This window comes from Blautia massiliensis (ex Liu et al. 2021), from assembly GCF_052064225.1.
GTDB classification, from domain to species: Bacteria; Bacillota; Clostridia; order Lachnospirales; family Lachnospiraceae; genus Blautia_A; species Blautia_A fusiformis.
The window spans coordinates 1-11,742 of the sequence record NZ_JBQHWA010000055.1; the positions used below are offsets into that span (position 1 = coordinate 1).

11 protein-coding genes are annotated in these 11,742 nt (G+C 37.4%); all 11 read left to right on the plus strand.

Annotated features, from left to right (window positions below):
• The first annotated feature begins 278 nt into the window (after positions 1-278).
• The 11 genes from ACTNDQ_RS14745 (at position 279) to cas2 (ending at position 11,426) form a co-directional block, all read left to right on the plus strand.
• Complete coding sequence (locus tag ACTNDQ_RS14745; protein ID WP_044924454.1) at positions 279-665, plus strand: helix-turn-helix domain-containing protein; 387 nt, start codon at positions 279-281, stop codon at positions 663-665.
• A gap of 139 nt (positions 666-804) precedes the next feature.
• Positions 805-2,241, plus strand: coding sequence for an AlbA family DNA-binding domain-containing protein (locus tag ACTNDQ_RS14750; protein WP_147608769.1), 1,437 nt, complete (start codon positions 805-807; stop codon positions 2,239-2,241).
• Between the two features lie 49 nt (positions 2,242-2,290).
• Positions 2,291-2,470: a hypothetical protein gene (locus tag ACTNDQ_RS14755; protein WP_008705291.1), complete on the plus strand. Its 180-nt coding sequence runs from the start codon at positions 2,291-2,293 to the stop codon at positions 2,468-2,470.
• A 570-nt stretch (positions 2,471-3,040) separates the two neighbouring features.
• Positions 3,041-3,310 (plus strand): DUF3892 domain-containing protein, encoded by a 270-nt coding sequence (locus tag ACTNDQ_RS14760; RefSeq protein ID WP_092072115.1) that lies wholly within the window; start codon positions 3,041-3,043, stop codon positions 3,308-3,310.
• Between the two features lie 157 nt (positions 3,311-3,467).
• The gene (cas3, locus tag ACTNDQ_RS14765; RefSeq protein WP_441064944.1) at positions 3,468-5,921 is read left to right on the plus strand and encodes a CRISPR-associated helicase Cas3'; all 2,454 of its coding nucleotides are present in this window, start codon (positions 3,468-3,470) and stop codon (positions 5,919-5,921) included.
• 14 nt (positions 5,922-5,935) lie between these two features.
• Positions 5,936-6,673, plus strand: a complete 738-nt coding sequence (gene cas5c, locus ACTNDQ_RS14770) for a type I-C CRISPR-associated protein Cas5c (RefSeq protein WP_441064945.1) — start codon at positions 5,936-5,938, stop codon at positions 6,671-6,673.
• Entirely contained in the window at positions 6,670-8,580 is a 1,911-nt protein-coding gene (gene cas8c, locus ACTNDQ_RS14775; protein WP_441064946.1) for a type I-C CRISPR-associated protein Cas8c/Csd1, read from the plus strand. Before cas5c ends, cas8c begins: the two co-directional genes overlap by 4 nt.
• Before the next feature lie 3 nt (positions 8,581-8,583).
• Positions 8,584-9,441 (plus strand): type I-C CRISPR-associated protein Cas7/Csd2, encoded by an 858-nt coding sequence (cas7c, locus tag ACTNDQ_RS14780; RefSeq protein WP_441064947.1) that lies wholly within the window; start codon positions 8,584-8,586, stop codon positions 9,439-9,441.
• Entirely contained in the window at positions 9,431-10,099 is a 669-nt protein-coding gene (gene cas4, locus ACTNDQ_RS14785) for a CRISPR-associated protein Cas4 (protein ID WP_441064949.1), read from the plus strand. The genes cas7c and cas4 overlap by 11 nt, the downstream gene beginning before the upstream one ends.
• Positions 10,096-11,127 carry a type I-C CRISPR-associated endonuclease Cas1c gene (gene cas1c, locus ACTNDQ_RS14790; protein WP_441064948.1) on the plus strand — a complete coding sequence of 344 codons (1,032 nt, stop codon included), beginning with the start codon at positions 10,096-10,098 and terminating at the stop codon, positions 11,125-11,127. Before cas4 ends, cas1c begins: the two co-directional genes overlap by 4 nt.
• An 8-nt stretch (positions 11,128-11,135) precedes the next feature.
• A complete protein-coding gene (gene cas2 / locus ACTNDQ_RS14795) occupies positions 11,136-11,426 on the plus strand; it encodes a CRISPR-associated endonuclease Cas2 (RefSeq protein ID WP_092072094.1) in 291 nt (96 codons plus the stop codon).
• The last annotated feature ends 316 nt before the right edge of the window (positions 11,427-11,742 follow it).

An 11,742-nucleotide genomic window follows, 5' to 3' on the forward strand; every position in this document is an offset into this window, starting at 1 on the left:
AAGCGCCAGAGATACTACGAATCTCTGGGACTGGCTGCATAGGCAGTGATATCTTTGAGATAAATGTGTCAACCAATATTGACAATATCAAAGTGAGATTGCCATCGGATCATAAGATGAAAAAATAAAAGGTATTGATCTATAAAGAGGGAAGGGAACCCGCATCATCAAATTTGCTTGTGATGTCGGGTTCTCTTTTTATTTGCATAATGATATACTTTTATTGTGGTTAGAAAAATAAAGCATGTACAAAACTCATAGGAGAAAGATGTATACTTATGACAACATTTGGTGATAAAATTAGGAAGTTGCGAAAAGAGAAAAAAATGACTCAACAAAAGCTGGGTGATATGGTGGGCGTTTCTCATAGAACAATTCGATCTTGGGAAGTTGAAGGACGATATCCGAAGCAGAGTAGTTTATATCAAAAACTGGCAGATGCATTTCAGTGTCAGGTTTCTTATCTTATGAATGATAATGAAACCGTGTGCTTGGGTAATGATGAGCCAAGTGAATATGCTGGTGCTAAACAGGCAAGGCAGATTCTTGAACAGGTAGCTGCTTTATTTGCCAGTGGAACTATGACCAATGAGGACAAAACTATTTTCATGGATGAGATGACGAGACTTTATCTGGCATCAAAAAAGAACAGAAGAAAATGGTAAGAAGAAATGAACTGTTTTGTTTTCTTGCTTGATAGAAAAGAAGAATAGAACGTATAATAGTGTTAATGATCCAGAGAAGATTGCTCTGGAAATAGAATTATTCGTACCAGTGGTGCGAGTATAGAGTAGGAGTGAAAGAATGGTAGAAGATACTATGTTTTCCGGGGAATCGAAAAATATTGAGTACAAGGTATCCTTACCTGATAAAAGTGAAAAGTACATGAAGACAATCGTAGCTTTTGCCAATACACAAGGTGGCAAGCTGATTGTTGGAGTAGATGATAAAACACACCAGATTGTTGGTGTGGAAAATGATGTGTTGTTTCAGCTGATGGATGGAATTGCCAATGCAGTTTCTGATTCCTGTGTGCCACAGATCATTCCTGATATTGAGCCACAGACAGTAGACGGGAAAACGGTCATTGTTGTATCAGTAGAAGCTGGAAAGAACAGACCGTATTATCTAAAATCAAAGGGAAAAGATAATGGCACTTATATCCGTGTAGAAGGTACATCAAGACAGGCATTTCCGGAGAAGATAAAAGAACTGGAAATGGAAGGGGCCAGAATCTCATGGGATGAGCTTACTTGTGTGGGTTATCCTGTTTCAGAGGAAGCAACAGAGAAACTTTGTCAGGATATTGAAAAGTTCTGGAAGAAAGCAGGAATGTCAGAACATTCTGTAAAGAAAGAGCAGCTGATAAACTGGAAAATTTTGAAGCAGAGCGAGGGACAGCTTCTGGCAACGAATGCCTATGCGTTGCTGACATCGGATTATTTTTCATTCTCCAAAACACAATGTGCGGTATTCAAGGGAACAGATCGTGCAATGTTTCTGGATAAGAGAGAATTTACAGGACCAATCTATACACAAATCGAAGAAGCAGTAGATTTTGTATTGAGAAATATTCGGCTTGGAGCAACAATTGACGGATTGGTGCGAAAAGAGAAATATGAGTTACCACCGGAAGCAATCAGGGAAATGATTATTAATGCCCATTGTCACCGTAACCTATTAGATGAATCCTGTATTCAGGTCGCAGTTTATGATGACAGATTGGAGGTGACATCTCCGGGTGGATTATATAACGGATTAACTTATGAGGAAGTCATGAATGGTCATTCGAAGATCAGGAATAAAGGCATTGCCAATATATTCAGTCAGATGGGACTTGTAGAGGCATGGGGAAGCGGAATAAAAAGAATCCTTAATGCTGCAGAAGAGTATGGACTTCCAAAGCCGAGATTTCAGGAATTTGATAATATGTTTCGGGTAGAGTTGTTCCGAGTCAATCCAATAACTGACCAAGCTAACCAAGCTACTAACCAAGCTAACCAAGATTTAGAGAGATTAGACCAAGTGGAAGATGAAAATGTACTGAGTGAGAAAGAAATAGAAATTCTGAATCTTGTACGTATGCAACCTTCAATCACGCAGAAAGAAATGGCTAATGCGTTAGATTGGAATCTTGCTAGTGTGAAGTATTATATAACCAAATTGAAGGAAAAGAATTATCTGAAGAGGCAGGGAAGTAGCCAAAAAGGGAAATGGGTGATATTAACAAAACGAGATTGACACTTGTATCAATTCGTGTTAAACTATGAAATGTAAGGAGGAGAGAAAGATGCCTAGAAAACCATCATTAGACGGCAAAGATTCTAGTCTGAGAATTAGGATGTCACCAGAGCAAAAAGAAAAGCTAGTATCTTATGCAGAGAGACATTATCAGACTATGAGTAATGTAATATTCCAGGCGTTGGACATTCTTTACGCAAGAGAAGAACAACAAAATAATAAAGAGTAAAATGGAGTTATTTTGGAGTTTATTTCTTCATAAGCGGTGCGAAAAACACAAAAACAGAACGCACGTTCGAAATATAAACCTCTAATAACAGCCTTTGCGTGTCATGAAACGCAGTCCGCAAAGGAGTTTGAGTAAAGGCAAAAAGGCTGAAAAATAGAAAAGTTTATAATAAAGGCTGTAGGAATGAGTGATTCCTGCAGCCTTTATTTAGTGTCAGATGGAAGTCTGTGAGTTGAAAAGCATGTTTATAAGGATATACTGTAATGTTATAGTCAAATCTTTTTTGGATTTGGCTATACATTGTATTGATAAAAAATATTTTGCATGTTTATATGGATATATTAACAAAGGGAGAAAATAAGCGTATAGTAAAGCTGTAATGAAAAAGAGCTACCTAGTACTGGTAATACTAAGTAGCTCATCATAGGAAATGCAATCCAAACAATTTGAATAGCATCCAGCACATCTATTCTAAATTATTTCTCGATTTTTGTAAACCCTTTCTATGATATTTTCATTACAACAATGAATCTGCGGATTCAATAAAAATATCATAAGGAGGCTTTTATCATGAAAGCAATTAAAATCAAAATGAAGCGTAACTGTGGTAATTCTGGAAATGTACAGGACATTGATTCTATCTATATAGATCAGACAAGTACGTACTGGAAGAAATCAGAAGTTTACGACTATCTGCAAAAATTTCCTAAAACCATTACCGTAAATATTTCACCATATCCATATCTTATTCCAGCAGTAAGTTCACAGGGTGAGAAATATGTTCGTTCTGTGGCGAATAGTACATCGAAAGATAATCTGATGATGTTACCACGGGAATAATGCTTAACGGTTTGTCAGTAAGGCAGATATATAAATCGAACATTTTTTCGGTATATGTCTTGCGTTAAGGCTATAATCCTGATAAAATATAGTAAAAATATATAAAAAACAGAAATTTAATACTGTAAAAATAGGCATATAACACAAGGAGTACTGAATGAAAGATAAAGAAATAAGTATTCCGGAAACGGAAGAGTGTACACTGGCCCATGTAGACTATGAAACACAAAGAATCCAGTCTATGCAGGAACACGCAGGAAATGTTGTTCTTTTTTTAAGTAATGTCTGTGAACTTCCAGAATTGAAAAACCTTGTAGAATTAGCTGGAATTCTTCATGATGCAGGAAAGCTTGGCACAAAAAATCAGGATGATTTTAAGAATATTCGGAAGTTGGGTGATAAGGTACATAAACATGGACTGGATCATTCTACTGCCGGTGGAAGACTTGCGCTTGAATTAATAAAGGAATGGCCTGTCTCGGAATTTATCAGTACATTGATTTATTTTCATCATGGAATGGAAGATTGTATTAATCTGGAAAATGGCCAGAGTTTACAGGAACGACGTTTGAAAAAAGAAATTGAGTATGCATACATTAAAGAAAAATTTTTCCGGATTTATGATATAAAAACGTTGAAGAAATCCGGAGAGGAGGCAATTCAGTCATATCAAAAAATCTTTAATAATATAAATGAATTTGTTAAAAAACAAGATTCTTCTGGAAAAAAATATGGAAGCAGATATTTTTATCTGGGAATGTATCTGAGAATCGCGTTGTCTTTGCTGATTGATGGTGACTGGACAGATACAGCATGTTTTTTTCAGGATATTCCTTTATCGAAAAGAATTTCGCAGAAAGAGACTCAGGAAATATGGCAGAAGTGCATATATAATTTTGAGCAGTATCTGAAAAATGAAATTCAAAATAATCCGGACAATGGAAATCAGCTGAACAGTTTTCGACAGGAGATATCTGACTCCTGCCGAAAGGCAGCTGAAACGAATCAGAAACTATATCGCCTGACAGTGCCAACTGGTGCCGGAAAAACGCTCAGTAGTCTTCGTTTCGCACTCTATCATGCGAGGAAAGAACAGAAAAATCGTATTATTTATGTAGCTCCATTCACATCCATACTGGAACAGAACGCAGAGGAAATTCGAAAAGCAACGGGACTGCCTTCTGCTGTGCTGGAACATCACTGTAATGTAATCTGTGAAGAAGGAGAAGAGGAAAAATATCGAAATCTCACAGAGATTTGGGATTCACCAATTATTGTAACGACAGCAGTACAGATTTTAAATACGTTATTTTCTGATCAAAAGAGTTGTATTCGTAGAATGCATAATCTATGTAACAGCGTTATCATATTTGATGAAGTGCAGGCGATTCCGGTTAAATGCACAGAACTTTTTAATCTGGCTGTGAATTTTCTTTCTCAGTTTTGTGGAACAACAGTGGTATTATGTTCGGCTACACAGCCGACACTGGCTTCTCTTGAAGAAAATAATATCTGCGAGTGCATGGAGATGTCAGGAGAATCTGAAAAATACGCAAAAGCTTTTAAACGAGTTGAGATTATCGATGAAACAGAAAGATACGCCGGAGGGATGGAAACAGAAGATTTAAGAGATTTTGCATTAGAAAAAACAGAGGAATATAGAAGTACTTTAGTAATTGTAAATACTACAAAATGTGCATTTGAAGTATTTCAAAAACTGGAAGACAGCTGTACGGAAGAATATGAGATTCTTCATCTGAGTAATAATATGTGCCCACAACATAAACTGGATACTTTGAAAGAAATAAGAAATGCATTAAAAGAAAGATCAAAGAAGATTATTTGTGTTAGTACACAGGTTGTGGAAGCGGGAGTGAATTTTTCTTTCGGATGCGTAATCCGGTCAAAAGCTGGCCTTGACAATGTTATTCAGGCAGCAGGAAGATGCAACCGACATAAAGAACTGGGAAGAATGGGGGCGGTTTATATTGTGCAGATGTCCCGGGAAGCGGAAAAACTGGAACATTTGAGAGAAATAAGAAACGCACAGGCGGCTTTGCAAAAGGTGCTTGATGATTTTAAGCATGATAAGAAAAAGTTTAATTATGCATTGGACTCAGAAATAGCTATAAAATTTTATTATTCAGTGTATCATACACAGTTAAGAAAGTCAGAAACGAAATTTCCGGCTGAAATATATAATGTGCCTGTAACTTTAGTGGATCTGTTGGGAAAAAATCAAACAGGTCAGAATCAATACAGACGAAAACATGAAGAAAAAATGCATATAAAACTTCCGCAGGCTTTCCAGACAGCAGGACATGAGTTTGAAGTGATTTCTGATACTTATAAAGTAAGTGTTGTTGTTCCATATGAAACTGAGTCGCATCAGTTGTTGGAAGAACTATTACAAGTGCGAACAGAAACAGAAAAGAAAAAGATATTGAGAAAATTACAGAGATATACGGTCGGCATCTCGGAAACCAGAAAAAGCAAACTGGGAAATGCCATATATGAAAACAGCGAAGGGATTCTGGTATTGAGTGATGGATATTATGATAAAAATATAGGGGTTGTAGATGAACCAAAGATGAGTTATTGCAGCATATAAAGGTGGTGAGAAACATGAAAAAATATAGAAATACAATAGAGTTTGAAGTATATGGACCATATGCACTTTTTTCTGATCCCGTTATGCGTGTCGGTGGAGAAAAGACAAGTTATCATATTCCCACATATGAAGCCTTGCGAGGAATTGTGGAAAGCATTTACTGGAAACCTACGATCATGTGGATCGTAGATGCAGTAAGAGTAATGAATCCGATTCAGACAGAAACAAAAGGTATCCGTCCGATCGCATATAATGGTGGCAATGAGCTTGCATACTATACGTATCTGAAAGATGTTCGTTATCAAGTGCGTGCGCATTTTGAAATAAATTATAATCATACAGAATTGAAAGATGATCGAAATGAGTATAAACATCATAATATTGCCAAAAGGATGGTCAAGCGAGGCGGACGCAGAGATATTTTTCTTGGAACAAGAGAGTGTCAGGCTTTTGAAGAACCTTGTACATTTGGTGAGGGAGAAAGCTTTTATGATACAATGACCGGAGAAGTAGATTACGGTTTTATGTATCATGGCATAACATATGCGGATGAAGCTGTTTTGGAAGAAGATAAGGGAAAAATGACGGTGCGTTTCTGGAAACCGGTTATGAAGAAGGGAGGAATTATAGAATTTATAAGACCGGAAGAATGTACACAGAAAAGACACATCAGAAAAATGGAACGTAAAATTTTCGGAAAAGATAATTTTACAGGTCTAAAAGAATTTACCAGTGAGGAGGTGGGAGAGTGAGCTGGGTAACTGAACTCATTGATCTGTATGAGATAAACAGTGACAAAATAGGTGTCATTGAGTATCGGGGAGAAATGCCATATGTTCTTTTGCCACCGTTTCATACTACTGTGACCGCACAGATAACAGTGACTATTGATTGTAATGGCGATTTTATAAATGCAGAACCGGTAGATCTTAATGATAAATTGACAATCATACCGGTTACAGAAAAATCAGGAAGTCGTACTGCGGGAAAGGAGCCGCATCCGTTGTGCGATAATCTGAGATATCTTGCGGGAGACTATACAAAATATTATAAAGATGATGGAATCTGTCATGAATTGTATATTTCTAAGTTGAGAGAATGGGTAGAATCAGAATATTGTCATGAGAAGGTTCGGGCAATTTATTTATACCTGAAAAAAAATACCCTGATCTCTGATCTGGTCGATAAAAAGATTATAAAATTGGATGAACAGAACCAGATTGATGATAAGGAAAATATTCAGGGAATTGTACAGACGAAAGCATTTGTGCGTTTTATCATTCGTTCGTCAAATCCAGATCTTTTTGAATTAAAAACAGATGAATGCTGGAAAGACAGAACACTTCAGGATTGTTATATAAATTATGTGCGATCCCGGGAAAAAGAGAAAGGATTGTGCTATCTTACCGGAAATATGGAAGCTATTTCCTATCTTCATTCTAAAAAAATCCGTAATGAAGGTGATGGGGCAAAGTTGATCTCGTCAAATGACAGTCAGAATTTTACCTATCGGGGACGGTTTGTAAGCAGAGAAGAGGCTTTTGCTGTAGGAAATGAAACTTCTCAGAAGATTCATAATGCTTTGAAATGGATCATCCGGAAACAGGGAACGTTTTTTGATACGTTGGCAGTTGTTACATGGGAATCTAATCGACTGAGTATGCCAAGATGGAATGCAGATACAGAAGTTATCGCATCGGAATATGACTGGGATGATGAAGAATCTGAAGAAATCATATCAGATGGAAATGCAGTCACTGCTGAAAAATTTTACAGAGCACTTCGTGGATATGGAAAAAAAGTAGATAATACATCAGCAATGATTCTTCTTAGCTTTGATGCAGCCACACCGGGAAGATTATCCATGGTTGAGGAGATGACTCTGGACTCTGCGAGATATCTGGAAAATATAAAGAAATGGCATGAAAGCTGTAACTGGATCCATGAAAAATGGAAAGACAAAAAAAGAATACAGTTTTCCGGAATGGTTGGTGTTAAAGACGTAGCAGAGATTCTGTTTGGTATAGAAAGTAACGGCGGACTTGCGATTGTGGACGCAAACGGAAAGAAGATGTATGCGGAAGTTGCGAGAAGATTGATTCCCTGTATCTGGAACGGAGCTGAAATCCCGCAGGATTATGTGAACAGAGCTGTGTTAAAGGCTTCCAATCCATTGACATACAAAGAGCAAAATAACTGGGAAAGGGTTTTAACGCTGGCGTGTTCTCTGGTGAAAAAAGACAGAAAAAAAAGAAACAAGGAGGAATGGAATGTGGCATTAGATAAAAAACAAAAGGACAGAAATTATTTATACGGACGTTTACTGGCAGTGGCAGACCGGATTGAGTATCGTACTTATGATGATGGAGATAAAGCAAGGGTTACAAATGCAAAAAGATACATGAGCACTTTTTCCCAGAGACCTTTTGAAACATGGAAGGTAATTGAAGAAAATATTCAGCCATATATGAATAAGCTGGGAATTGCTGAAAGACGTTTTTATGAAAATCTGTTAAACGACATTTATGAGTTATTTGAAGTAGATAGTTTCAAGGATAATAAAAAATTGAATGGCTTATATCTTCTTGGTTTTCATAGCCAGGCTTATGATCTGAAACTGAAAAAGGAAGATTCCAAAGAGAAGGAAGAGGAGGAATAAACGATGAGTGAATTAAAAGGAAAAATTGATTTTACTTTATTTGTAAGTGCTGATAATGCGAATCCAAATGGAGATCCATTAAATGGAAACCGTCCAAGAATTAACATGGATGGATATGGTGAAATATCGGACGTGTGCATTAAAAGAAAGATAAGAAATCGACTTCAGGATCTTGGACAGAAAATTTTTGTACAGTCAGATGACCGTACAGATGATCCCTATACCAGTTTGAAAGACCGTGCAGATGGATGTGAGGAACTGAAAGCTCAGATAGGAAATAAGAAAAATGCAAATCGCGATGCCTGTGCGGCGATTGCCTGCAAAGAGTGGCTGGATGTCAGAGCTTTTGGTCAGGTCTTCGCATTTAAAGGAATTCCGGTATCATTTGGAGTAAGAGGACCTGTTTCCATTCATCAGGCAATCAGCCTTTCACCTATTGATATCATCAGTATGCAGATCACTAAGAGTGTGAACAGCGAATCCGGAAAAGAGAGCAAGGCCTCAGATACCATGGGCACGAAACATAGAGTAGGCTTTGCGGTATATAAAGTAATGGGAAGTGTGAATGTTCAGCTTGCTGAAAAAACAGGATTCAGTCAGGAAGATGCAGAATTGCTGAAAGAGGCATTAAAAACATTGTTCGAAAATGATGCTTCTTCTGCAAGACCGGAAGGAAGTATGGAAGTCTGCAAAATGTACTGGTGGCAGCATGATGAAAAAACGCCTGCTGTTTCCAGTGGAAAAATCCAGAGAGGCTTTGATATTAAATGTAAAGAGGAACATCCAAGAGAATTTACAGATTACGAAATCTTATGGCATGTAGACGGATGCAAAGAACCGGAGGAATTTGATTTTGTATAAGGAAGAAGATTTTCTTCAGTTATCCGGAATTCAGCATTTTGCATTCTGCCGAAGACAGTGGGCATTGGCATATATAGAATTGCAGTGGCAGGAGAATGTCAGAACAGTGGAAGGAAAAATTCTTCATGAAAACGCACATGATGCAAGCATGAACGAAAAAAGAGGAGATCTTTTGATCGTACGTGCAATGCCAATTCACTCCCGGGAAATGGGAGTGAGTGGCGAATGTGATGTAGTAGAATTTCATAAAGTAAAAGATGGAATTCATCTGGCAGGAAAAGAGGGACTTTATAAGGCTGTTCCGATAGAATATAAAAGAGGCAGACCGAAAACAGATGATTCGGATCTTCTTCAGGTAGCGGCACAGGCAATGTGTCTGGAAGAAATGTTATGCTGCGATATATCCTATGGCTATATCTTTTATGGAGAAACAAGACATCGCATGAAAGTAGAATTTACAGATGAAGTGCGGGAAAAGGTTCGAAAGATATTTGCAGAGATGCATAAATATTATGAGCAGCGATATACACCGAAAGTAAAGACAAGCAAAAAGTGCAATGCCTGTTCTTTGAAAGATATTTGTATTCCTGTTCTGAATAAAAAGAACTCTGTTTCCAGATATATTGACAGAATCATTGCAGAAGAGGAAAAAGAATGAAAAGGCTTTTGAATACATTGTATGTAACAACTGGGAATAAGTATCTGTTTTTGGATGGAGAAAATGTAGTTGTCCTGGAAGAACAGACAGAAATCGGCAGAGTTCCTTTACATAATTTACAGGCAATCATTACATTTGGCTACACGGGGGCCAGTCCAGCACTTATGGGAGCGTGTGCGCAGAGAAATATAGATCTTTCTTTTATGTCTGGAAATGGAAGATTTCTGGCCAGAATTTCTGGTGAGGTAAAGGGAAATGTAACGTTGAGAAAACAGCAGTATCGAATCAGCGATAACAGGGAAGAAAGTATACATATAGCCAGAAATTTTATTCTTGGAAAAGTGTATAATTCCAGGTGGGTTTTGGAAAGGGCTGTAAGAGACTATGCCATGCGGCTGGATACAGAAAATATAAAAAAGAAATCTCTGTTTCTTGCACAGAACATGGGGAAAATAAGAGAGTGTGAAAGTGCAGAGGAGTTATTAGGACTAGAAGGAGAGGCTGCTTCTGTATATTTCTCTGTGTTTGACGAACTGATATTACAGCAGAAAGAAGTTTTTTACTTTCGTGGAAGAAATAAGAGACCGCCTTTGGACAACGTTAATGCCATGCTGTCGTTTGGATATTCTTTGCTGGCAGGAATGTGCGGATCCGCATTGGAAGCAGTAGGCCTTGATCCGTATGTTGGATTTTTTCATACAGACAGACCTGGACGTATGTCATTAGCCCTGGATCTGATGGAAGAATTCAGAAGCGTTATGGTAGATCGTTTTGTTTTGACATTGATCAATAAAAGAATTATGAAGGAAAAATATTTCATAAAAAAAGAAAATGAAGCGGTCATTATGACGGATGAAGGTCGAAAAGCTTTTTTGTCAGCTTGGCAGTCAAAAAAACAGGAAACCATTAAACATCCATTTCTGGATGAAAAGATAGAATGGGGAATGGCTCCGTATGTTCAGAGTATGTTGCTGGCGAGATATCTAAGAGGAGATTTGGATGAATATCCGCCATTTTTCTGGAAGTAGGTGAGATAATGCTGGTTTTGATAACATATGATGTGAATACACAAACGGCAGCAGGAAGAAAACGCCTGCGTAAAGTTGCGAAAGAGTGTACCAATTATGGACAGAGAGTGCAGAATTCAGTATTTGAGTGTCAGATGGATGCAACAAAATGTAGGCAGGTGAAGAATATTCTGGAGAATATTATAGATAAAGACGTGGACAGCCTGAGATTTTATTATCTGGGTGAAAAGTACAAAAATAAAGTAGAACACATTGGTGCAAAGCCTGGATTTGATGTTACAGATACTTTAATATTATAGTGCGAAAGGTAAGCTTACAGAAATACTTCAGGACATTCGCACCAGAAAATGTGTGTATTTTACCAGAAAAAAATTTATAATATAATGATTTGAATAAAAAACAAGATTGATATGTGCAATAAGCGTAAAAAACAATTTTAGATAAATGTATTTTTGTCTAAAATTGCCGTCAGCCTCTTCGTGAGGCTGTGAGTTGAAATACATCAATCTGGCCAGATTGTAATGTTGATATTGTCAATATTGGTTGACACATTTATCTCAAAGATATCACTGCCTATGCAGCCAGTCCCAGAGATTCGTAGTATCTCTGGCGCTT